At 60.4% G+C, this 23236-nt stretch carries 22 protein-coding genes; 9 read left to right on the top strand and 13 right to left on the bottom strand.

Annotated elements, in window-relative coordinates; translation table 11 throughout:
• Nucleotides 1-68: 68 nt before the first annotated feature.
• Nucleotides 69-1715, top strand: a complete 1647-nt coding sequence (gene mqo / locus AC07W7_RS15270) for a malate dehydrogenase (quinone) (protein ID WP_099170259.1) — start codon at nt 69-71, stop codon at nt 1713-1715.
• Between the two features lie 107 nt (nt 1716-1822).
• On the opposite strand, the gene AC07W7_RS15275 is transcribed toward mqo, so the two are convergent.
• Nucleotides 1823-2671 (bottom strand): LysR family transcriptional regulator, encoded by an 849-nt coding sequence (locus AC07W7_RS15275; protein ID WP_076961296.1) that lies wholly within the window; start codon nt 2669-2671, stop codon nt 1823-1825.
• Between the two features lie 121 nt (nt 2672-2792).
• On the opposite strand from AC07W7_RS15275, the gene AC07W7_RS15280 reads away from it, so the two are divergent.
• The 3 genes from AC07W7_RS15280 to AC07W7_RS15290 are packed head-to-tail and all read left to right on the top strand — an operon-like array spanning nt 2793 to nt 5704.
• The gene (locus AC07W7_RS15280; RefSeq protein WP_076961297.1) at nt 2793-3788 is read left to right on the top strand and encodes a hypothetical protein; all 996 of its coding nucleotides are present in this window, start codon (nt 2793-2795) and stop codon (nt 3786-3788) included.
• 15 nt (nt 3789-3803) lie between these two features.
• The gene (locus AC07W7_RS15285; protein ID WP_495039621.1) at nt 3804-4781 is read left to right on the top strand and encodes a HalD/BesD family halogenase; all 978 of its coding nucleotides are present in this window, start codon (nt 3804-3806) and stop codon (nt 4779-4781) included.
• Nucleotides 4781-5704 carry a DMT family transporter gene (locus tag AC07W7_RS15290; RefSeq protein ID WP_495039622.1) on the top strand — a complete coding sequence of 308 codons (924 nt, stop codon included), beginning with the start codon at nt 4781-4783 and terminating at the stop codon, nt 5702-5704. The genes AC07W7_RS15285 and AC07W7_RS15290 overlap by 1 nt, the downstream gene beginning before the upstream one ends.
• Nucleotides 5705-5740: 36 nt before the next feature.
• On the opposite strand, the gene AC07W7_RS15295 is transcribed toward AC07W7_RS15290, so the two are convergent.
• The 4 genes from AC07W7_RS15295 to ppnN form a co-directional block, all read right to left on the bottom strand.
• A complete protein-coding gene (locus AC07W7_RS15295; RefSeq protein WP_197882547.1) occupies nt 5741-6115 on the bottom strand; it encodes a hypothetical protein in 375 nt (124 codons plus the stop codon).
• Nucleotides 6116-6187: 72 nt separating this feature from the next.
• Nucleotides 6188-6583 carry a type II toxin-antitoxin system VapC family toxin gene (locus AC07W7_RS15300; protein ID WP_076961301.1) on the bottom strand — a complete coding sequence of 132 codons (396 nt, stop codon included), beginning with the start codon at nt 6581-6583 and terminating at the stop codon, nt 6188-6190.
• Complete coding sequence (locus AC07W7_RS15305; protein ID WP_167376348.1) at nt 6580-6894, bottom strand: AbrB/MazE/SpoVT family DNA-binding domain-containing protein; 315 nt, start codon at nt 6892-6894, stop codon at nt 6580-6582. Before AC07W7_RS15305 ends, AC07W7_RS15300 begins: the two co-directional genes overlap by 4 nt.
• Before the next feature lie 118 nt (nt 6895-7012).
• Nucleotides 7013-8386 (bottom strand): nucleotide 5'-monophosphate nucleosidase PpnN, encoded by a 1374-nt coding sequence (gene ppnN, locus AC07W7_RS15310; RefSeq protein ID WP_076961302.1) that lies wholly within the window; start codon nt 8384-8386, stop codon nt 7013-7015.
• 327 nt (nt 8387-8713) lie between these two features.
• Between ppnN and fabV the strand changes: the two genes are divergently transcribed.
• Together fabV and AC07W7_RS15320 are read left to right on the top strand one after the other, a co-directional pair.
• Nucleotides 8714-9907 carry an enoyl-ACP reductase FabV gene (gene fabV / locus AC07W7_RS15315; RefSeq protein WP_495039623.1) on the top strand — a complete coding sequence of 398 codons (1194 nt, stop codon included), beginning with the start codon at nt 8714-8716 and terminating at the stop codon, nt 9905-9907.
• 186 nt (nt 9908-10093) lie between these two features.
• Nucleotides 10094-10717: an HAD family hydrolase gene (locus AC07W7_RS15320; RefSeq protein WP_495039624.1), complete on the top strand. Its 624-nt coding sequence runs from the start codon at nt 10094-10096 to the stop codon at nt 10715-10717.
• Here the strand turns inward: AC07W7_RS15320 and AC07W7_RS15325 are convergent.
• Nucleotides 10714-11619: a LysR family transcriptional regulator gene (locus AC07W7_RS15325; RefSeq protein WP_495039638.1), complete on the bottom strand. Its 906-nt coding sequence runs from the start codon at nt 11617-11619 to the stop codon at nt 10714-10716. The genes AC07W7_RS15320 and AC07W7_RS15325 overlap by 4 nt on opposite strands.
• A gap of 98 nt (nt 11620-11717) precedes the next feature.
• Between AC07W7_RS15325 and AC07W7_RS15330 the strand changes: the two genes are divergently transcribed.
• Nucleotides 11718-12884, top strand: coding sequence for an aspartate aminotransferase family protein (locus AC07W7_RS15330; RefSeq protein ID WP_495039625.1), 1167 nt, complete (start codon nt 11718-11720; stop codon nt 12882-12884).
• Here AC07W7_RS15330 and punR read toward each other — a convergent pair.
• Nucleotides 12876-13793: a DNA-binding transcriptional activator PunR gene (gene punR / locus AC07W7_RS15335; protein WP_099170267.1), complete on the bottom strand. Its 918-nt coding sequence runs from the start codon at nt 13791-13793 to the stop codon at nt 12876-12878. The two genes, AC07W7_RS15330 and punR, sit on opposite strands and share 9 nt — an antisense overlap.
• A 122-nt stretch (nt 13794-13915) precedes the next feature.
• On the opposite strand from punR, the gene punC reads away from it, so the two are divergent.
• Nucleotides 13916-15100 (top strand): purine nucleoside transporter PunC, encoded by a 1185-nt coding sequence (punC, locus tag AC07W7_RS15340; protein ID WP_495039626.1) that lies wholly within the window; start codon nt 13916-13918, stop codon nt 15098-15100.
• On the opposite strand, the gene AC07W7_RS15345 is transcribed toward punC, so the two are convergent.
• A complete protein-coding gene (locus AC07W7_RS15345; protein ID WP_076961309.1) occupies nt 15097-15930 on the bottom strand; it encodes a nucleoside-binding protein in 834 nt (277 codons plus the stop codon). The two genes, punC and AC07W7_RS15345, sit on opposite strands and share 4 nt — an antisense overlap.
• A 143-nt stretch (nt 15931-16073) precedes the next feature.
• On the bottom strand, nt 16074-17024 hold the full coding sequence (locus tag AC07W7_RS15350; RefSeq protein WP_076961310.1) for a LysR family transcriptional regulator: 951 nt from the start codon (nt 17022-17024) through the stop codon (nt 16074-16076).
• Nucleotides 17025-17196: 172 nt separating this feature from the next.
• On the opposite strand from AC07W7_RS15350, the gene AC07W7_RS15355 reads away from it, so the two are divergent.
• A complete protein-coding gene (locus AC07W7_RS15355; RefSeq protein ID WP_495039627.1) occupies nt 17197-18708 on the top strand; it encodes a nucleobase:cation symporter-2 family protein in 1512 nt (503 codons plus the stop codon).
• Between the two features lie 66 nt (nt 18709-18774).
• On the opposite strand, the gene AC07W7_RS15360 is transcribed toward AC07W7_RS15355, so the two are convergent.
• From AC07W7_RS15360 to AC07W7_RS15375, 4 genes are all read right to left on the bottom strand, one after another.
• A complete protein-coding gene (locus tag AC07W7_RS15360; protein ID WP_495039628.1) occupies nt 18775-19527 on the bottom strand; it encodes an alpha/beta fold hydrolase in 753 nt (250 codons plus the stop codon).
• Nucleotides 19528-19669: 142 nt separating this feature from the next.
• Nucleotides 19670-20944: an MFS transporter gene (locus tag AC07W7_RS15365; protein ID WP_099170271.1), complete on the bottom strand. Its 1275-nt coding sequence runs from the start codon at nt 20942-20944 to the stop codon at nt 19670-19672.
• Between the two features lie 190 nt (nt 20945-21134).
• On the bottom strand, nt 21135-22289 hold the full coding sequence (locus AC07W7_RS15370) for an acyl-CoA dehydrogenase family protein (RefSeq protein ID WP_076961314.1): 1155 nt from the start codon (nt 22287-22289) through the stop codon (nt 21135-21137).
• A 69-nt stretch (nt 22290-22358) separates the two neighbouring features.
• Nucleotides 22359-23216, bottom strand: a complete 858-nt coding sequence (locus AC07W7_RS15375; RefSeq protein ID WP_495039629.1) for an IclR family transcriptional regulator — start codon at nt 23214-23216, stop codon at nt 22359-22361.
• Nucleotides 23217-23236 lie beyond the last annotated feature (20 nt).

Genomic DNA, 23236 nt, shown 5'->3' on the forward strand with positions numbered 1-23236 from the left:
TTGGCGTACCACGGTTGCCGGAAGGTCGAGGATGGTAGGGCGGAAGGCGTTTTATCATAGGTGCTACGATGTTTAAAAAAGTGAACACTGCTCTGTTGGGGCTGGCTTTGTCCATAGGGATCACTTCCGTCCAGGCGGAAGAGGCAAAGAAAGTCGATGTGCTATTGATCGGCGGCGGCATCATGAGTGCGACCCTGGGTGTATGGCTCAACGAGCTGCAGCCGGATTGGTCGATGGAGATGGTCGAGCGCCTGGACGGCGTCGCCGAAGAAAGCTCCAATGGTTGGAATAATGCCGGTACCGGTCACTCGGCCCTGGCTGAGCTGAACTACACCCCGGAAAACAAGGACGGCACCGTTGAGATCCCGAAAGCGGTCGAGATCAACGAAGCGTTCCAGATTTCCCGCCAGTTCTGGTCGTGGCAGGTTCAGCAAGGCGTTCTGAAGAACCCGCGCTCGTTCATCAACTCCACTCCGCACATGAGCTTTGTGTGGGGCGATGACAACATCAAGTTCCTGAAGAAGCGTTACGACGCACTACAGGCGAGCCCGTTGTTTGCTGGCATGGAATACTCCGAAGATCCGGTACAGATCAAGAAGTGGGTGCCGCTGATGATGGAAGGGCGTGACCCGAACCAGAAAATCGCCGCCACCTGGTCGCCGCTCGGCACTGACGTGAACTTCGGTGAGATTACCCGCCAGTTCGTCGCTCACCTGCAGACCACACCCAAGTTCGACCTGAAACTGTCGAGCGAAGTGCAGGACATCACCAAGAACGCCGACGGTTCGTGGCGTGTGAGCTACAAAAACCTGAAAGACGGCACCAAGACCGAGACCGACGCCAAGTTCGTGTTCATCGGCGCGGGCGGCGGTGCCCTGCATCTGCTGCAAAAATCGGGTATTCCTGAAGCCAAGGAATACGCAGGCTTCCCGGTGGGTGGTTCGTTCCTGGTGACCGAGAACCCAACGATTGCCGAGCAACACCTGGCCAAGGCTTACGGTAAAGCTTCGGTTGGCGCGCCACCGATGTCGGTGCCGCACCTGGACACCCGCGTGCTGGATGGCAAGCGCGTGATCCTGTTTGGCCCATTCGCGACCTTCTCCACCAAGTTCCTCAAAGAAGGCTCGTACCTGGACCTGCTGACCAGCACCACCACCCACAACATCTGGCCAATGACCAAAGTCGGTATTCGTGAATACCCACTGGTCGAGTACCTGGCCGGCCAACTGATGCAGTCGGATGACGACCGCTTCAAGGCGCTGCAAGAGTACTTCCCGAACGCCAAGAAAGAAGACTGGCGCCTGTGGCAGGCCGGCCAGCGTGTGCAGATCATCAAGCGTGACGAAGAGCTGGGCGGCGTCCTGAAGCTCGGCACCGAAGTGGTCAGCTCCGCCGATAACACCATCGCCGGCCTGTTGGGTGCATCGCCAGGTGCGTCCACCGCAGCGCCGATCATGTTGACCGTGCTGGAAAAAGTGTTCAAGGACAAGGTCGCTACCCCGGCCTGGCAGGAAAAGCTCAAGCAGATCGTGCCGAGCTATGGCACCAAGCTGAACGGCAACCCTGAGCGGGTTGCGCAAGAGTGGGCCTACACCGCCAAGGTTCTGCAACTGACGCCTCCGCCAGCCATTCCACCAATGGCTGCACCCGCAGCGACCGAGGCTGCCAAGCCTGCGGCTGAGCCGAGCAAGCCGGCGGCTGACATTGCGCTGTAAGCGGTTGGCAAGGTCCTGAGACAGGATTGAGTTGCCCCATAAAACCCGCTGAACCGGTAACGGTCAGCGGGTTTTTGGTTTATGGCTTTTCGATCTGCTCATAGGAGTCAAATGCTGAAACCTTTTTTGATCTGCTCATGTAAGTGAAGTGCCAGGTGATTAGCGCTATCAGACAGTAGATAAAGCTGATGCGGCGGCAGCCCAGGTAACTGTATGCCGGGGATGAGCCTGGTCAGCCCGGCGCCCATGCGCTCTTCCTCGATCATCCCGACCGCCAATCCACACATGATGGCCGCCTCCACCGCCGTCGAGCTGGCACTCTCCAGCAGGACTCGGTAATAAACCCCATGTTCTTTCAGGGCCCGCAAGGCCGATGCCCGGTATGGGCAGCCGGTCAGTTGCACGGCGATGGGCAGTGGGGCCTGCTCGGGTCTCTGGAAGTTCTCGGCAACGACCCAGACAGGCTGGATCGTGCCGAGACGCTCGCCCTGTTCCAGCGGCTGCGAGCTGACAACCAGCGCCAGGTCAATTTGTTCGCGACTGAACATCGTGAACAGCTCACCACTGGACCTGGCCTCCACCTCCAACTCAAGCAGTGGATTGTCTGCAATCAGCAGCGGTAGGAAGTCGCGCATAAATGCTGGGGCGTATGAGTCAGGCAAGCCCAGGCGAATTTTGCCCTGCATGCGTTGTGGGCTGAGTGAGGCGAGCAAGCGGTCATGACTTTTCAGAAACTCCGTGGTTTCACTCAGCAATTTCTTGCCATACATCGTCAGTTCGACGCCCTGGTTGTTGCGGCTGAATAACCTTTGGCCCACCAGGTTTTCCAGCTTGTGGATTTGCGTGGTGACGGTCGACGCACTGCGATGCACATGGTTGGCTGCTTCGTTGAACCGTCGAAAGCGGGCAACCGCATGAAAGGTGCGTAGGAGGTCGATGTTCAATTGCTTGTTCATGATTCCTCTTTTGAGGATTAGTGGTGCAGATTATTCAAATATACAAAATCATGACCTCACTTTAGTCTTTTGGTCAAACAGGAGCGTGCCTGTCTATCGAATAAAAAGAGTTGGAGCGTATATGGATATCAACACGCTGGTTGTAGCGTCTTTGCAGAATAATCATGACCTCGGAGGGCGAATCTGGACCATTGAAAACGCTGAGAAATACTCGACCCTGTCTGAGCATCGGACGGCGCTTTCGCAGCAGGTCAGCGAAGAAATATTAGCGCTGATGACCGCCCTGAATAACCAGGGGATAAGCGCCGAAGGCATATGCGCTGCGCCTTGTGGGTCGGGTTCCCTGGGCGAACTGCTGCAATCGGTCGCCAATGATCTGGTTGACCTGCTGGGGCAGGGCAGCTTGCATTACGTCGAGTTGGGTCCGGAGCCGGTGAAAACATCCGCCCTGATGGGGTATTTGCTGGAGTGTGGCGCTGAACCTGAGTATTACACCGCGGTTGATATCAACTGTGCTTCCCAGGGCATCATGCGCCGCGCGGTTGAGCCGATGCTGGCCACGCCCCAGGGGTTCTCCTATCTGGCCACCGATTTCCGGGACTTGCGCCGGCACCAGCTTGAACGCGGCCAGGATATAACGCTGATTACAATGCTGGGCTTCCAGGAGGGCAATGAGTTGCCCGATACCGTTGGCCAGATCATCCGCCGGGTGGGTGGCAGGCGAACGTATGTCTTGTCAGAAATGCAATTGTCCACGGTTGAGGATGATGCCCACATCCATCGGTTTTATAGCCACGAGTGCATGATTCGGTTCTCCGACCTGATCGGTTTGAAACTGGGGCTGGAGAAAACGGATAACCATCGGGTCGTCATCTCCGAGATCGAGCACCACGATGATCGCTACCGTGTCGCCGCAACGTTGCTGCCTGTCCACGACGGTCATGATGATGGCTATCTCTTGACGAATGTCTGCCTGAAATACACCCGCGAGCAATTTATCCGGGTACGCCAGGAGTACGGCAGTTGCCGAGTGATTGGTGAGTATTGCAGCGGAGATGGCAGTGTCATGTATCAACTGTCCGAATATTGCCCGGACCACGATTGCACTGACCGATAATAGAGGTGGATAGCCATGAGACGAGACGGTGACCTTCCGGTATTTGCGCAGGGAGCAGGGCGGCTGAAACTGGCGTTGCAGGCATCGCTGTCTCCGGCATCGGGGCGATGCAAACATCCTGGGGCATTGCTCGATACCTTGAAGCATTGGAGTGATAGCTACTTACACAACAGTGTTCCGGCACTTGGCTATCACCGAAGCCTTGCCGAACTGGGTTATGTGAACTCGCCGTTGGCCGTCGCCTCGGTTGAGCAACTCACCGCCGTGGCGCAGGTGGCGGGGTTATTTACCGAAGAGGGCGTCACGCAATTGCGTCGTGCCTGTTATCAGTTGGAGGCGGGCTCTACCACCAGCGACTGGATTATTTCCAATCGCACCCGTGCTGCCACTGAGTCCTCGACCCTTATTCGGGAAATGATGGGCAGTCGCGCCTTTTTGTTGGCGGTGTCGCATATTGCAGGCGTGCCTTTGGTGCCCCATCCATTTTTACGGGCGCGTTCACAGGTCAACTATTTCTACCCGCGCCAGACGCCTGAAGATAAAGCCCAGATTGGCATGTGGCATACCGACGGTACCAGTTTCGTATTGAATATCTTGCTATCGGACCCTGGTGAGTATGAAGGTGGAGAGTTTGTGTTTTTTGAAGGGCAGAACGAGCGCTTTGATCTGAATAACCTGGACGGGCACCTATGTACCAGCGTTGTCCGGTCCAGTGGCGATGCGGTCTACCTTTACGGCAGCCGTGTGTTTCATGGCGTGCGCCCTGTCACGGCCGGCCGGCGCATGTCGTTGGTACTTTCATTTCATTGTCCCTACAGTTCGGTCGATGTGAACAAGTTCTGGCACCTGGCATCCGATGACGGTGTGTTGAGGACGATCAGGCCATGGTTCCAGCTGAGGCGAAACCTGGCATTGCCTGCCGAGGAGCAATACCGTCGACTGGGCATTGCGCCTATTACCTTTGCCGAACTGGCGATGCCCAGGGGGCAATAATGAGGCTGCCCAAGCGCGCGACCCTGGGAACGCTGAAGTTACTGCTCTTGCAGATGGTGTTTGTCTTGTCTTGGAGCTCCGGTTTTATTGGGGCGAAGATGGGGGCTCAGGATGCAGGCGCGTTCAACTTACTGTTCTGGCGTTTTTTGCTGGTCTCGGTGTGCCTGGGGCTGTTTTTGAATAGTGCGCTGCTGAAGGTTTCCTGGGCGCAAATTCGCCACCACGCGGTGATCGGTTTTTTGTCGCAGTTTCTTTATTTGAGTTGTGTCTACGTGGCCATCCAAAATGGGTTGCCGCCGGGGATTGCAGCAATCATTGCGGCGCTTCAGCCACTGATGACGGCCGCACTGTCGTCGGGCAGTACCACAGAGCGCAGCGGAGCGTGGCAATGGCTGGGTTTGCTGGTGGGCTTTTGCGGGGTGTCGATTGTGATCGCGGGGCAGTACCGCAATAGTGGTGCCGAGGTCGGGCTGGTCATGTATTTACTGCCGCTTGTCTCGGCCTTGGGGCTGACGATGGCGACATTGTATGAGCGCCGCTCAGCACTTAAGCAGACCCAGCGCAGTAGCTTGAGCCTGTCGCTGTTTATCCAGTCGCTGATGACCTTGATGGGCTTCACTGCGGCGGTGCTTTACACCAATACGTTAAGCGTTCCCCAGGACCGCGCCGTACTGGTCTCGATCGTTTGGCTGACGGTGTTTTCTACGTTTATCGCGTATCTGAGCCTCTGGATGTTGTTACGGGTTATGACTGCGACCCATGTCGCGGCACTGGTTTACCTGGAGCCCCCCGTGACGTTGGTCTGGGCGGCAATCATGTTTGGCGATGTGATTTACACCTCGACGTATGTGGGTATTGCCGTGGTGGTGGCAGGGTTGATTCTGGTCCGTTTGAAAAGACAGGCGATGGCGTGTGCGTCGTGAGCATTATGCCCACGCCGCTTGCTTGGAGGGTGGTGTTCAGCTCGGCTTTTTCGTTCCCAAAAGCCGCACTTCCTTGAGCAACGCCGCGCCCAATTGCTCCGTACCCAGTTCCTTGTACCCCACAGCCTTGATATCACCGTTCTGTTCCGCCTGGATGATGATCACCGGCGTCTCCTTGCCGGTACCTGCTTCGACATGCAGGGCGTATTGGGGAATATCCATCTTGATCGGCGTACCTGCCGCCTTGCCTTTCACATTGATCAGAAACGCCGCACAGCCATTGTCGACATCGTCGTTGGTCGCAGACCGTCCACTGACGAAGCAGGTCTCGGGGAGGTCCGGCCAGGCAATGGTTTCTGCCTGGGCGAGGGTGGGGGTCAGGAGCAGGGCAGCGAGCAGAAGCGTGCGCACGTTGGGCGGTCTCTCAAGGGGCGGTGGAACACAGGTTTTATCAAAGCCGGTCCATTGCAGCAACGCCAGGGGTCAGCCCAGGCGGCGCATGCCGGTGGCTTTCGCGGCGTCGTTATCAAAGGTGGCCGTGTATTCGCACCCGGCAGCGTGGGCGCAGCGCTCGATCAGGCAGTCGGCAAAGTCCGCCTTGGTCGTGGTGAATCGGCGCACGGCCTGCCAGATGAGTTCGGCCTGTTCGATGATCAGTTCACGGGTGCGCAGCAGGGTTTCCAGAACCGCCACCACTTGCGTCTTGGTGCATGGGTAGCAGCTCTGCAACACCCAGACCAACTCCACCACCGAGACCAGGCTGACGAAACCCGGCGCAGTAACGGTCAGGGATTCGATCAGGTGCGTGGCCTTGGCCGATTGAACCGGGTCGTCCTGAGTGACATAGCGCACCAGCACATTGGTATCCAGGCCAATCATCCCGCTTTGGCTCCCTGCACGGCGATTGCCTGGTTCATCTGTTCAATGCTGACGGCCGTGGCGGGCTTGCGGATCAGCCCCTTGAGGTCCTGGACGCTGTGGTTGGCGGCGATGATGGCGAACTTGCCATCGTCCATTTCGACAAATTCCACCCGGTCTCCGGTGTCCAGGCCCAATGCGGCCCGGACTTGAACGGGGATGGTGATTTGCCCTTTTGAGGTAAGTGTGGCGGTGGCCATAATGAAGATCTCCAGCGGGATATTCCTTACCTTAGGGTAAGGAATAATGGAGGACAAGATCCGTTGGTCCATAGGTCGCTCTTCTGCAGGTGTCGGTGGTCGGAATAGATAAAACCCTAGTCCGCTTTTATGCCTTCGACACCCCTCAGACAGCCCTAAAGCAATACAACCTATGACCTGGCCATTTGCCTTATTGCACCACGCGATAGCACGGCACATACGCCGCGCCGCCGGGCAGTTTCATCCGGTGTTGTTCCACAAACGCCTTCAACAGCTCATCCAGCGGCTTCATGATGGTCGGGTCGCCGTGGATTTCGTACGGGCCGTTCTGTTCGATCAGGCGGATGCCCTTGTCCTTGACGTTACCCGCCACAATCCCCGAGAACGCCCGGCGCAGGTTGGCCGCCAGTTCATGGGGCGGCAGGCTGTGGCTTAGTTGCAGGCTGGCCATGTTGGCGTGGGTCGGGTCGAATGGGCGCTGGAAGCCTTCGTCGATCTTCAGCAGCCAGTTGAAGTGGAAGGCGTCGTTGCGCTCGCGGCGGAACTGTTTGACGGCCTTCAGGCCCGCAGTCATCTGCCGGGCAACTTCGGCAGGGTCGTCGATGATGATCTGGTAGTGGGCCTGGGCCGCCTCACCCAGGGTCGCGCCGACAAACGCATGCAGCTGTTGCAGGTACGGTGCCGCCTGTTTTGGCCCGGTGAGGATGACCGGGAAGGGCACATCACGGTTGTCCGGGTGCATCAGGATACCCAGCAGGTACAGGAACTCTTCGGCCGTACCGGCGCCGCCGGGGAAGATGATGATGCCGTGGCCGACACGCACAAAGGCTTCCAGGCGTTTTTCGATATCCGGCAGGATCACCAGTTCGTTGACAATCGGGTTCGGCGCCTCGGCGGCGATGATGCCAGGCTCGGTGAGGCCCAGGTAGCGCCCGCCGGTGATGCGTTGCTTGGCGTGGGAAATGGTCGCGCCCTTCATCGGGCCTTTCATCACGCCTGGGCCGCAACCGGTGCACACGTCGAGGCTGCGCAGGCCCAGTTCGTGCCCGACTTTCTTGGTGTATTTGTATTCTTCGGTATTGATCGAGTGCCCACCCCAGCACACCACGATCTTCGGCTCGACACCGGGGCGCAGCGTACGCGCGTTGCGCAGCAGGTGGAATACGTAGTCGGTGATGCCCTGGGAGGTGCTCAGGTCGATGCGTTGGCTATCGAGCTCGTTTTCGGTGTAGACGATGTCGCGCAGGGCGCTGAACAGCATTTCTCGGGTGCTGGCGATCATTTCGCCATCCACGAACGCATCAGCCGGCGCGTTCAGCAGCTCCAGGCGTACGCCACGATCCTGTTGATGGATGCGCACCTCGAAGTCCTTGTAGGCGTCGAGGATGGTCTTGGCGTTATCGATATGGGCGCCGGTGTTGAGGATAGCCAGGGCGCACTGGCGGAAAAGTGTATAGATGCTGCCGGAACCGGCTTCGCTCAGTTGCTGGACTTCACGTTGCGACAGCGTTTCGAGACTGCCCTTGGGGCTGACGGAGGCATTGATGACTTGGCGTTGAGGCATTCTTATTCCCTGAAAGCGCAGCCACCGGCGATGAACAGCCCGTGGCATGAGGATGACGAGCGCCGAATACGGTCGCACAGGACAGGCATTCTCCCCGCCCTACAGGCAGGACGCAAACGCCGCCCTGGCTCATCATGCCGCAGAATTTGCTGAATTCGCGCCCTTGTTGGAAAAATATAGCGCCTTTGGCCGGTGTGGATTGGATTTTGCGAACAGAAGAATTGCGACTATCGTGACGCTTCGGTTTTTCGGACGTCATAGACCAGTACGATTGACGCCGTAATGGCCACCATTGGCCATCGGCACCTTGGAAGAGGCAGAAATTTTATGATCATCAAACCGCGGGTTCGTGGCTTTATCTGTGTGACCGCCCACCCTGTTGGCTGCGAAGCGAACGTCAAAGAGCAGATCGACTACGTGACCGAACACGGTGCCATCGAAGGCGGCCCGAAGAAAGTCCTGGTGCTCGGTGCGTCCACCGGCTACGGCCTGGCTGCGCGTATCAGTGCCGCTTTTGGTTGCGGCGCCGGCACCCTTGGCGTGTTTTTTGAAAAAGAAGGCGAAGAAGGCAAGCTCAGCTCTGCCGGCTGGTACAACAGCGCCGCCTTCCACAAGTTCGCCGCCGAAAAAGGCCTGTACGCCAAGAGCATCAATGGCGATGCGTTCTCTGACGAGATCAAGCGCCTGACCATCGAAACCATCAAGAAAGACCTGGGCAAGATCGACCTGGTGGTCTACAGCCTGGCCGCGCCACGCCGTACCGACCCCCAGGGCGTGGTGCACAACTCCACCCTCAAGCCGATCGGCAAGGCCGTGACCCTGCGTGGGATCAACACCGACAAGGGTGTGGTCGTGGATACCACCCTGGAACCGGCCACCCAGGAAGAAATCGACGGCACCGTCAAAGTGATGGGCGGCGAAGACTGGCAGCTGTGGATCGACGCCCTGAGTGATGCCAACGTGCTGGCCGAAGGCGCCAAGACCACCGCCTTCACCTACCTGGGCGAAAAACTGACCCAGGATATCTACTGGAACGGCTCCATCGGCGAGGCCAAGAAAGACCTCGACAAGAAAGTCCTGACCCTGCGCGACAACCTCGCGGCACTCAAGGGCGATGCCCGGGTCTCGGTGCTCAAGGCCGTGGTCACCCAGGCCAGCTCGGCAATCCCGATCATGCCGCTGTACCTGTCGCTGCTGTTCAAGGTGATGAAAGAGCAGGGTACCCACGAAGGTTGCATCGAGCAGGTCTACGGCCTGTTCAAGGACAGCCTGTACGGCAGCGAACCGAAGCTCGACGCCGATGGCCGCCTGCGCGCCGACCTGGCTGAGCTGGAGCCAAAAGTCCAGGACGCCGTGGCGGCATTGTGGAACCAGGTCACCGATGACAACGTCAACGAGATCAGCGACTTTGCCGGCTACAAGGCGGAGTTCCTGCGCCTGTTCGGTTTCGAGATTGCTGGCGTGGATTACGAGGCTGACGTCAATCCGACCGTGAAGATCGAAGGCCTGGTCCAGGCTTAAGCGCTAACAAACGAAGCGAAACCCTTGTGGGAGCTGCCGAGCCCCGGCGAGGCTGTGATAGTGGTGGTTCAGGCAACATAATGTTGCAGTGCCGTCGCTATCGCAGCCTCGCCGGGGCTCGACAGCTCCCACATTTGCTTCATGCTGGGTGTTCCAGTGAGCACACTCGGCTAACGGAGGATCTTCATGACGATTCGTGCAGTAGTTTTTGATTTCGGCGGTGTCCTGTTTGATTGGAGCCCGCACCATCTTTACCGCCAACTGATTCCCGGTGACCAGGAACGCCAGTGGTTCCTCGACAACATCTGCACCCAGGCCTGGAACACCGAACAGGATGCTGGGCGCACCCTGGCTGAAGCCACCCACAGCCTGATCGCCGCACACCCGCAACATGAAGCCCTGATCCGGGCCTACTACGAGCGCTGGCATGAAATGCTGCGCGGCCCGCTCGCAGGCGGCGTGGCGATTCTTGAAGACTTGCATGAGGCCAACGTGCCGCTGTTCGGCCTGACCAACTGGTCCGCAGAAACCTTCCCCTATGCCCGTGCCAACTACCCCTTCCTCCAATACTTTCGCAATATCGTGGTGTCTGGCGAGGTGAAGTTGATCAAGCCCGACCCGGCGATCTACCGCGCCAGCCTCGACCAGGTGCGCGCCCAACTGCCGGATATCCAGCCCGAAGAAGTGGTGTTTATCGACGATGTGGCCGAAAACGCCAATGCCGCGACGGCCCTGGGCTGGCGTGGTATTCATCATGTTTCACCCGAGCAGACCCGCCGTGAACTCCAGGCCCTGGGGGTGAGTGTCTAGCGCGCCCATTGTTCGAGCGCGAAGTCGACGAAGGCCCGCAGCTTGGGCAGGCGATAGCGGTCCTGCGCATATAGCAGGTGCATCGGGCGCGAAGGTGACTGGTAGCCTGGCAGGAGCGCCACCAGGCGCCCCGCCAACAGATCGGCGCCGACCAGGGCGTCGGGCAGCATCACGATGCCCATGCCTTCGACGGCGGCACGGTGCAGGGCCTGGGAGCTGTTGATGGTCATGGGCCCGGACACGGCGACTTCGATTTCACCCTCGGCACCCTGCAGGCGCCAGAGTTTGTCGGCGTTGCGCCAGTCATCGGTCGAGGGGTAGGCGAATGCCAGGCAGTCGTGGTTCTGCAAATCCATGGGGTGCAGGGGTGTACCCCGGCGGGCCAGGTAATCCGGCGATGCGCACAGGGTCATGGTGTAGTCCTGCAAGGGCCGGGCGATCAAGCTCGAAGGTTGCAGCTCACCGAGGCGGAGCGCCACGTCGAAGCCGCTGTCGATCAGGTCCATCGCTTGATTGCTCAGCACCACGTACAGCTGGATCTGCGGGTAGCGCCGGGAGAATTCGCTGAGCGCCGGTGCCAGGCGCTCGGCGCCGAACGCGGGCGGGGCCGTGATGCGCAGTAGCCCTTGTGGCGCCTCGCGGTGGATCTGTTCAGCCAGTTGCTCGGAGTTGGCCACCAGGCCCAGTACTTCCAGGCAGCGCTGGTAATAGAGGCCGCCGAACTCGGTCAGGCTTTGCTTGCGGGTGGTGCGCTTGAGCAAGCTGACGCCGAGGCGCCGCTCCAGGGCCCGCAGGTGGTTGCCGACCATGGTGGTCGACAGGCCACAGGCCTGGGCTGCTGCGGTCATGCTGCCGGTCTCCACCACCTTGACGTAGACGGTCATTGCCTGGAACAGGTCCATTATCAAGCCCTGATTAAAAGTCATTGCAGATCTGCGCAGTTTATCCAGCTTGAGTGGCTAACGATACTAGGGCCCTGACCCCGATGGAGCCCGATGCCATGACCGCCGCTTGCCTGATGACCACCTATCAACCCCTGGCCCTGAGCTTTACCCGTGGCCTGGGCACCCGCCTGTGGGACCAGCAGGGCCGTGAATACCTCGACGCCGTGGCCGGGGTTGCCGTGACCAATGTCGGTCACTCCCACCCACGGCTGGTGACGGCGATCAGCGAGCAGGCCGGGTTGCTGTTGCATACCTCCAACTTGTACGGCATCGACTGGCAGCAGCGCCTGGCCCAACGCTTGAGCCAGCTCTGCGGCCTGGACCAGGCGTTCTTCAACAACTCCGGCGCCGAAGCCAACGAAACCGCGTTGAAACTGGCGCGCCTGCATGGCTGGAAAAAAGGCATCGAGCAGCCGCTGGTGGTGGTCATGGAGAATGCCTTCCATGGCCGCACCCTGGGCACCCTGGCTGCCAGTGACGGGCCATCGGTGCGCCTGGGGTTCCAGCGTTTGCCGGGGGATTTCATCAAGGTCGGCTTTGGCGACCTGGCGGCACTGGACGCGGTGACCCGTGAGTTCGGGCCCCGGATCGTGGCCATATTGCTGGAACCGATCCAGGGCGAAAGTGGTGTGCAACTGGCGCCGCCGGGTTATCTGAAAGCCTTGCGTGCCCACTGCAGCCAACACGGTTGGTTATTGATGCTCGATGAGATCCAGACCGGCATCGGGCGGACCGGCACCTGGTTTGCCTTCCAGCAGGAGGGAATCGTCCCGGACGTCATGACCCTGGCCAAGGGCCTGGGCAACGGTATTCCGATTGGCGCCTGCCTGGCCCGCGCCTCGGTGGGCAAGCTGTTCACCCCCGGCAGCCACGGCAGCACCTTTGGCGGTAACCCGCTGGCGTGCCGTGTGGGCTGTACGGTGCTGGACATCATTGAAGAACAAGGCCTGCTGGAGAACGCCGCACGCCAGGGCGAGCGCCTGCTGGCGCGGCTGCGGGTGGAGTTGAGCGAGCACCCGCAGGTGCTGGCGATCCGCGGGCGTGGCCTGATGATTGGCATTGAGCTGGCCACGCCGCAGCGCGACCTGGCGGAACGGGCCGCACGGGAGCAGGGTTTGTTGCTCAATGTCACGCGGGGCAAGGTCATTCGCCTGCTGCCGCCCCTGACCCTGAACAGCAAGGAAGTGGAGATGATTGTGCGGGGCATCGTTCGGCTACTGTGACCCCGGCCCGTTCAGCCATTCCTGGTTCATCGTCTGGCTGTCCCCCAGGTAGTCCAGGAGCCAGGCCATGGCCGGCGACAGTTTGCTCTGCGCCCAGGCCATGCAGGATGGGCTGGCCGGGAAGGGGCGAGACAGTTGCAGTACCACCAACTCACCGCTGTCGATCAGTGGCTGTGCCAGGTGCGAAGGCACCATGCCGACACACAGGCCGTCCCGCAGGCAGTCAATGGCGGAGGTCCAGTTCGGTACGACCAGCCGCCGCTGGTTATCCAAAGTCCAGGTGTCGCGCTTGGGCAGGCTGCGCGAGGTGTCGGTCAGGCACAATGACGCGAACGGGCGCAGTTGCTCGTCACTGATCAAGCCCGCTACCTGCGCCAGGGGATGCCGGGCACTGACCACGCCCGACCAGTTCAACAACCCCATGTCGCGAAACGTAAAATGGCTGGCCACCGGCACCGCGCTGGTGGCGCCGATCACGATATCGGTACGCTCGTCCGCCAGGGCATCCCACACCCCGTTGTACACCTCGTACTCCAGCAACAACTCCACGTCGGGGAAGTGGCGATAGAAGTCCAGCACCAGTTGCCGGCAGCGCTGCTGCTTGACGATGGAGTCCACCGCCACTTTCAACTGGCCGCTCCAGCCATTGGCTACCTGCTGGCACAGCCGGCGGGTGCCGAGCATGGTTTTCATCACGCCCCGGGCTTCATCGATAAACAGGCGCCCGGCAGGCGTCAGTTCCACATCGCGGTGGCGGCGGACAAACAACGGCACCGCCAACCATTCTTCGATTTGCCGGACGGTGTAGCTGATGGCCGAGGGCACGCGGTGCAGTTCCTGGGCGGCTGCACTGAAACTGCCGTGACGGGCCACGGCATCCACCACATCCAGGGAGTATTCGGACCACATGGGTGTTGCCTTCAAAAATATTGATAAGAGTCTCCAATTATTATCGCTTCACAGGGTAACTGTCAGCTTCATAATAGGCATCAGTCAGCAAATTGTTTGATGGCAGGACTTACAAGGCTTCAATGAAAAACTCTTTTGGTTTTACCTGGTACCTGGCGGGGCTGAGCATGCTCGGCTACCTGGCCATGGATATGTACCTGCCCGCGTTCGGCGCCATGGGTGAACACCTGCAGATTTCCCCCGGTGCGGTGGGGGCCAGTTTGAGCATCTTCCTCGCCGGGTTTGCCGTGGGGCAACTGCTGTGGGGCCCGCTGTCGGACCGCCTGGGGCGCAAGCCGATCCTGCTGGCGGGGCTGAGCCTGTTTGTGCTCGGCTGCCTGGGAATGTTCTGGGTCGAGACCGCGCCGCAACTGCTGGCGTTGCGTTTTGTACAGTCGATCGGGGTGTGCAGTGCCGCTGTCAGTTGGCAGGCGCTGGTGATTGACCGGTACCCGGCGGACAAGGCGCACCAGGTGTTTGCCAGCATCATGCCGCTGATGTCCCTGTCACCGGCGCTGGCGCCGCTACTGGGCGCGGTGGTGCTGAATCACTGGGGCTGGCAGGCGATCTTCGCCGTATTGCTGGGTGTCTCGCTGTTGCTGCTATTACCGACCCTGTTTCTCAAACCCATGCCCAAGCGCCTGGCCGCTGACGGTGAAAAGGCCCGGCTGGGCTACGGGCAATTGTTCAAGTCGCGGGTGTTCACCGGCAATGTGCTGATCTTCGCCGCGTGCTCCGCCAGCTTCTTCGCCTGGCTCACGGCCTCGCCGTTTATTCTCGGGGGCATGGGCTACAGCCCCAATGATATTGGCCTGAGTTATGTGCTGCCGACCCTGGCGTTTCTGGTGGGTGGCTACAGTTGCCGCAGCGCCTTGCAACGGTTCCAGGGCAAGCTCCTGTTGCCCTGGCTGCTGGTGGCGTACTGCATCAGCATGGTGGCGTTGTACCTGGTGGCAACCCTGACGGTGCCGACGCTGACCACTTTGCTGATTCCGTTCTGCCTGATGGCCCTGGTCAACGGCGCCAGCTACCCGATTGTGGTGGCGAATGCGCTGATGCCGTTTTCGGAAAACTCCGGCAAGGCCGCCGCCCTGCAAAACACCCTGCAACTGGGCTTGTGCTTTGTCGCCAGCCTGTTGGTGTCGTCGCTGCTGGAGCAGCCGTTGCTGGTCACGGTGATTGTGATGCTGGTGACCGCGCCGCTGGCAATGTTGGGCTATTGGCTGGCGCGGCCCAAGCCGGATGAGTCGGAATTGGCGGCCGCTTAAAACGTCACTTCCATATTCACGGTTGGCGTCGAGGTGCGGCTGCCACGGCCGCCATCCACACCGAACTTGTTATGCCAGTATTCGTAGCCCACCCCCAGGTACAGGTTGGGCTTGACGCTTTTGCCCGGCCGTACCGCAACCATCAGCGCAGTGCGCATCAGGGTTTCTGCGGCGGTGTCGCGGCTGTTGTAGTCATGGCCCTTGTCACCGACATGGTTGATAAAACCCTGGAACTTGGCGCCATGGTTGCCGAGCTCGAACGGGCGCATCCAGGTCAGGTTGAGCATGTAGGTGTCGTCGAAGGTGTGGTTCGGATCCTTCGCGCCGGGGATGCCGGAATGGTTGTTTTCCTTGTAGTACATCAGGCTCAGGTCCAGCACCCCGACCGTATTGAACTTGAGGGTCGGCCCGAGCACCAGGGCGCGCTTTTTTGCCGACGCCAGGTTGTTGTTGCGGTTGGCATCGAAGCCCAGGGTCAGCGCGTAATCCTTGATCAGCCCGGTGCCCAGCGGCCTGTCGAATACCCGTGAGGCATACAGCTGGTGCCGGTACACCGCATACACCTCGCTGCCGCCGTGATCGGTGCCCTTGCGCGGGTCGTGGCTGTCGGACAGGAAGACGTCGAGGTTGAGGAAGTTGCTGCCGTACCGGTAGCCGCTGGCGTGGGTGAAGCTGTAGATGCGTTTGCTGAAGTCGTCGGGGTTGTTCGGATTGGTGAACTGTTGCCCGTAGCGAAACCCTACGCTGTTGTTCATCCATTCCACCGCGACAGCCTCCCCGCCGCCGAGGAGTGTGAGTAAAACGGTTGCGCCGTGCAGTGCCTTTTTCATTGTTTTAGTTCCTTTGGCGTTTGGCTCATGGCAGCCATGCAGGGGCCGCCGGGCGCAGTATCGACACAACCGCCGCGCTGCTCAAAGAACAGAATATCGACTGGGCTGCTGCCGAATCGGCAGCACGGAAGCTGGCCTGAAGGTCAGGAAATACGTGGGGTACAGGGGGATTCTTCGCGCTCGCGCAAAGCGATTTCCTCGCTGATCAGGTGGGCCATCGACTCCACCGCCGTAGGCAAATCCCGACCCTTGCGCGCATACAGCCCCAGGTCGCTGAACATCCCGCCCTGGTCACTCAAGGGGATATGCAGCAACTCACCCCTGGCCAAGTCGGCCTCGATGCCGATGCGCGTCTGGAACGCCACCCCCAACTGCTGGCGTGCCAACTGCCGCGCCAGTTCCATGGAGTTGCTTTGCAGCAACGGCTTGTGCGCAGCCGGCGAACGCTTGTGCAGCGGTGCAATCAGGTGATGGATCGACAGCTCGCTGTTGGCCTGGATCACCCCGTGTTCAGCGCACAGGGTGTAGCTGACGCTGGCATGGGAGGCCAGGGGATGCCCCGGTGCCACCAATGCACCAAGGCGGAAATGCCCGACACATAATTGTGTGGTTTCCGCACTGCGCGGCAGGGCAAAGGCCAGCCCCAGGTCCGCCTGGCCGTTGATCACCGCGGCTGGAATCGATTGTGAACCCTGCACGGTCACCCCGATCGTCACCGCCGGATAGCGCTGGCGCATGCGCTTGAGCACGGCGGGCAGTAACTCCACCGTCGCGCCTTCCACCGTGGCAATTTCCACATGCCCGGTCTGTACCTGGTTCAGGCCTTCCAGTTCGCCGCGTACCCGTTCCACATCCTGCAGCACCAGGGTTACATGGCGGGTGAGGATTTCCCCGGCAGCGGTCAGGCGCAGCCCGCCGGGCAAGCGCTCGAACAGGGCCGCGCCGACTTCATCTTCGAGTTTGAGAATCTGCCGGTTCACCGCCGACGACGCCACGTTCAGCCGGCGCGCAGCTTCGCGGATCGAATGGCAGCGCCGGACCATATCGAAGTAGCAAATGGCCGCAGAGTGGATGCGCAGCGTGCGGTTGAGCATTTTTTTCAGACCCTTGTGGGCACGCCGTCAAGCCTCGAGGCTGGGCGGCTGAATGGATTTTTGTAACGTCGATGCCGGGTATCTTGTGCAAATGATTGTATACAACTCTATGGACATCCAATCTTTCTATTGCATACAGTGAGCGCACAACAAAAACAGAGAACCTCTCACCATGACTATCCCGAAGGCGTCACCGCAACGGCCAGAAGATGAGAATCTTGGCGTCGCTGCCAACATGGCTTACGGCCTGCAGCATGTACTGACCATGTACGGCGGCATCGTGGCCGTGCCGTTGATTGTCGGCCAGGCGGCCGGGTTATCCCCCGCGGATATTGGCCTGTTGATCGCCGCGTCGTTGTTTGCCGGTGGCCTGGCCACGCTGTTGCAAACCCTGGGCCTGCCGTTTTTTGGCTGTCAGTTGCCCTTGGTGCAGGGCGTGTCGTTTGCCGGTGTGGCGACCATGGTGGCGATTGTCGGCAGCGACGGCGCGGGCGGTGTGCCGGCGATCCTGGGCGCGGTGATGGCCGCGTCGCTGATCGGGTTGCTGATCACCCCGATCTTCTCGCGAATTACCAAGTTCTTCCCGCCCCTGGTGACCGGGATCGTGATTACCACCATCGGCCTGACGCTGATGCCGGTCGCGGCCCGTTGGGCCATGGGCGGTAACAGCCGCGCTGCCGATTTTGGCAGCATGCCCAACATCGGCCTGGCGGCCATCACCCTGGTGTTGGTGCTGTTGCTGAGCAAGGTGGGCAGCGCCACTATCTCGCGCCTGTCGATCCTGCTGGCCATGGTGTTTGGCACGCTGATCGCCGTGTTTTTGGGCATGGCGGACTTCTCCGGCGTGACCCAGGGCCCGATGATCGGCTTCCCCGCGCCGTTCCATTTCGGCATGCCGACCTTCCATGTGGCGGCGATCCTGTCCATGTGCATCGTGGTCATGGTGACCCTGGTGGAAACCTCGGCGGATATCCTCGCGGTGGGCGAGATCATCGACACCAAGGTTGACTCCAAGCGTCTGGGCAATGGCCTGCGTGCCGACATGCTGTCGAGCATGTTCGCGCCGATCTTTGGCTCGTTCACCCAAAGCGCCTTCGCCCAGAACGTCGGCCTGGTGGCGGTGACCGGGGTCAAGAGTCGTTATGTGGTGGCCACGGGCGGCCTGTTCCTGGTGATCCTTGGCCTGTTGCCCTTTATGGGCCGGGTGATTGCCGCAGTACCGACCTCGGTGCTGGGCGGCGCCGGGATCGTGTTGTTCGGCACCGTGGCGGCCAGTGGCATCCGTACGCTGTCCAAGGTCGATTACCGCAACAACATGAACCTGATCATTGTCGCCACCTCCATTGGCTTCGGCATGATCCCCATCGCCGCGCCGAGCTTCTACGATCAGTTCCCTAGCTGGTTCGCCACCATCTTTCACTCGGGGATCAGCTCCTCGGCGATCATGGCGATCCTGCTGAACCTGGCGTTCAACCACTTCACCGCCGGCAACTCGGACCAGCAGTCGGTGTTCGTCGCCGGTACCGAGCGCAGCCTGTGTTTCCAGGATGTGGCGGCACTGCGGGACGGGGATTACTTCAGCAAGGGCAAATTGTTTGATGCCGAGGGCAAGGAGATTCCGCTGGTGGATACAGCCCTGCAGAAAGCGGCGGTGGCGGGGCGGGCTGAAACCAGTGAGGTGTAGCCAAAACACCACAAAAAACTGAATGTAGGAGCGGGCTTGCCCGCTCCTACATTTGATTGGTGGTGTTTAGAAGACCGTTGGTGAGCACACCTCATCCAAAAACTTCACCACCGTGCCCATGCACGGCTGGCGCTCCTCCACATGGGGCATATGGCTGGAGTCTTCAAACAGCGCTGCGCGTACATCGGCGATTTCATCGAGGAATGCCTTGAATTCCAGCGGTGTGGCCTGGTCATGCCGCCCGGAAATTATCAGGGTTGGCACTTGGATCTGCGTCAGCCGGCCAATGCTGATCGGGCCGTGCAGGGCGTTGTAAACCGTAGGATCGGCCGCCATCTGGGCGAAGGTACGTGCCACTTCTTCGGGCCACGGGTTGATCCGGCACAAGGGTTGCTCATCGAAGCCGGCTGCCAGGTTGGCGGCGATCAATGCGCGCAGGCCCTGGGGCTGGCGAATCGCGTGTTCACTGCCGAGCCTGCCGCCCCAGGCATGCCCGAGGAGCGCGTAATGCCCGCTGATGTGCAGATGGTCGAGCAGGTTGTCCAGCTCTGCGAGAAACAGCTCAACCGTCCAGAAATCGGCGGGCTGGTGGGGCAGGTGGGTGGACTGGCCATTGCCCAGTTGATCGTAGTGAATCACCGCATGCCCACTGGCAGCCACGTCCTTGAAGGCGTCCAGGTAGTCGTGGGTAGCGCCGGGGCCGCCATGGAGGATGACCAATGGGGTCTTGCCGCTGTCGAGGTTGCCGGTCACGCGATACCAGGTCTGGTAGTCGCGAAAGGTTGCGTAGCCCTGGTGGCTTTGTTCGATGAATTCCATTTCCGGCCCTGCCATCAAAAATTGGTCGGGTACACGATAGTTTGAACAAAACGTTTAAGTAACTGGCAAAACGGCTAGGTTTTCCTGACGAAGCGGCAATGCCCCAAGTGGCGCCGGCAATCCGGGGCCACTCGGGCCTGGCTTATTGTTTCTGCGGGTCAAACTGCTTGTCGCGGATAAATAGCGCCGGGATCACCCCGCAGATAAAGTACGCCGCGCCCATCACCATAAAGCCCACGCCAATCGAGCCATGGGACGCCAGGAAGCCAATGGCCGCCGGCGCGACCGCCGCGCCAATACGCCCGATGTTGTAGGCACCGCCCACTGCCGAACCGCGGAATTTGGCCTCGAAACTCTCGGTCATGTAGGTCGCATTCACGCCGTAGGGAATGCCGTACAGAAAACCGAAGGCAATCAGCAGCCAGAGGATATTCTCCGGGCTCTGGTACAGCACGATCACCGGCAGGAACACCGCCGTGCCCAGGGCGCCGAAGGCAAACACCACGCGCCGGCCCAGGCGATCGGCCGCCAGGCCGGCGAGGATCTTGCCGAAAATCATCGCCGCGTAGGTGCCGACCATGTAGCTGGTCATCGACTTGAAGTTCATCCCCAGTTCGCCTTCCAGGTAGGACGGCATCCAGTTATTCACCCCGTAGTAGCCAAACTGCAGGAAGCCTGCAGTCAGTGCCCAGAACAGGAACATGCGGCTGGCCTTGGGGTCGCTGAAAATCAGCTTGAACATACCATCGGGTTTTTTTACCGAGACGCGCTGGATGCCTGCGGCCTTTTCCCGCGCACGCTCGGCCTGGGCGTTGAGCCAGGCCTGGGGTTCCGGCACCAGGCGCTGCATCAGCACGGCGAGGATCACCGGGATGATCGCCACATAGAACAGCCAGCGCCAGCCGTGGTCCGGCAGGATCCAGCCGGCCAGCAAGGTGGCGACGATATACCCCACCGACCAGCCGGCCTGCAGGGTGCCGAGCACGGTGGTGCGGTAGCGGGTCGGTACGTATTCGGCCATCAGGGTGTTGCAGGCAACATACAATGCGCCCAACCCGAGGGAGGCGAAGAAGCGGGTGGCTGCGAACTGCCAGTAGCTGTGGGTCAGGCCGAGGATCGCGGTACCCACCGAGAACAGCACGATGCTCCACACCACGGTCTTGACCCGGCCGAAGCGATCACAGGCCCAGCCCCCGTAAATCCCGCCGACCGCCATCCCGGCCAGGGTGAAACTGCCCAGGCTGCCGGCTTCGACACTGGTCAGGCCGAACTCGGCTTTCAGGCTGCTGAGGCTGTAGGACAGGAGCATCAAGTCTGCGCCGTCGATCAAAAGACCGAGGAAGCAGAAGATGAAGACAATGATCCACAGGTTGTTTTTTGCGGGCGACAACGCACCCGCCGATGTGGCGACTTCCATAGCGATACCTTGTTGTAGTTGTAGGGCACGGGTTATGGGTGTTGCAGATGTTGTATGAACAAAGCCGATCTACTTGTGGGAGCGGGCTTGCTCGCGATAGCGCAGTGTCAGTCAACTATTTATTAACTGACCCACCGCCTGCGCGAGCAAGCCCACACAAGCTCGGTTCCCACATAGGGTTGTGTGGGTTTTAGTGCCTGGCCTCGCGAATCATGTTGCGCGCAATCACCAACTGCTGGATCTGGGTCGTGCCCTCATACAGCCGGAACAGCCGCACATCGCGGTAAAACCGCTCGATCGCATACTCGCTCACATACCCCGCGCCACCATGAATCTGTACGCAACGGTCAGCCACGCGGCCGCACATCTCCGTGGCGAACATCTTCGCGCAGGAGGCTTCGGTGCTGATGTCCAGGCCCTCGTCACGCTTGCGCGCGGCGTCCAGCACCATGCAGCGGGCGGCATAGATCTCTGCCTTGCTGTCGGCAAGCATGGCCTGGATCAGTTGGAACTCGGCAATCGGCTGGCCGAATTGCTTGCGGTCGATGGCGTAGTGCAGGGCATCGTCGAGCATGCGCTCGGCGGCGCCGACGCTGACCGCAGCGATATGCAGGCGGCCCTTGTCGAGCACCTTCATCGCGGTCTTGAACCCCACGCCTTCGACGCCGCCGATCAGTTGCCCGGCGGGCACCCGCACATTGTCGAAAATCACATCGCTGGTATGGGCGCCTTTCTGGCCCATCTTGTGGTCGCGCTTGCCCAGGGACACCCCCGGGGTATTGCGCTCGACGATAAACGCGCTGATCCCGCCCGAGCCCTTGATCTCCGGGTTGGTACGAGCCATCACCGTGAAAATCCCGGCATGGGGCGCATTGGTGATAAAGCGCTTGGTGCCATTGATCAGGTAATGCTCGCCATCGCGCAGGGCGGTGGTCTTCAGCGAGGCAGCGTCGGAGCCGGCGTCCGGTTCGGTCAGGCAGAACGAGCTGAGCAACTCGCCGCTGGCCAGCTTGGGCAGGTAATGCTGTTTCTGTGCCTCGGTGCCGTCCAGCAGGATGCCGATGGAACCGATGCCATTGTTGGTGCCGAAGTAGGAGCGGAAGGCCGGCGAGGTGCGCCCCAGCTCGAAAGCAATGCTGACTTCTTCTTCCATGGTCACGCCCAGGCCGCCATAGGCTTCGGGCAGGGTCAGGCCGAACAGGCCCATGTCCTGGAATTGCCGGACGATGTCCGCAGGGATCTCATCGGTCTCGGCGACTTCGTTTTCCCGTGGGATCAGCACTTCGTTGACGAACTGGTGGATGGAGTCCAGCAGCAGATGCAGCGTTTGCGGGTCTCGGATCATGTACATTCCTCAGCGGCCCGTTCGGCGGGCCTGTTGTATTGGATCTGCCGAGGCCGTGCACCGATCTGTCTAGCGGGCGGCGGCCTCGATGTTGTTGACCATGTGCTTGAGACGCGGCCCTATGGCGTCTTCGAGTTTTTCCCGGGAAAGGTGAAAACTCGGCCCGCCACAGTTGAACGTCAACAACCCATGTTGTGTGTGCAGCATGGGCACGGCGATGGCGTTGACATCGCGGTGCCACTCACCGATCGACATGCAATAGCCGAAATCGGTGTAATCCCTGAACGCACGCTCCAGCCCTTTGCGAATCGTCGGCCAATCCTCCAGATGCCGCTGGCGGATATGCTCAAGCATGAATTCGCGCTCGTTCTCCGGCATCGCCGCCAGGCAGGCACGGCCTGCCGAACTCAAGTGCAGCGGCAGGCGCGTACCGACCTGGCGGCGCATGGTCATGTTCGCTTCGCCCTGGATCACGTCCAGGTACACCATGTCCAGGCGGTCCCGGGTGGCCATCGCGACGGCGGCCTGGGCGTACTTGGCCATGGTCTCCATCAGCGGGTGGGCCACGGCCCGCACCGACAGGTTGGAAAGCATTGCGTAACCAAATGCCATCACCCCCACATCCAACTGGTACCGGCCCGACTGCGGCATGTGCTTGAGGTAACCCAAGCGGGTCAGGGTGTGGGTCATGCGGGTAATCGTCGGCTTGGGCAGGCCGGTCTTGCGCGCCAGTTCCTGGTTACTCAACACGCTTTCGCTGGGGGTGAAGCAGCGCAGCAGTTCCAGGCCACGGGCCAGTGACGTGATGAACTGGCGGTCCTTGTCTTCCTCCTCTTCGGTGTTCATCGGATCTACCAGCAGGTGTTCAAAGGCAGTGCTGCCTGCTGGTGTCTCTGGTGTGTTCGGGTCCAGGCTTCGACGGCGCATGGTAGACATCCTTCTTTTGT

This window comes from Pseudomonas sp. GW821-FHT01D09 (assembly GCF_059422465.1).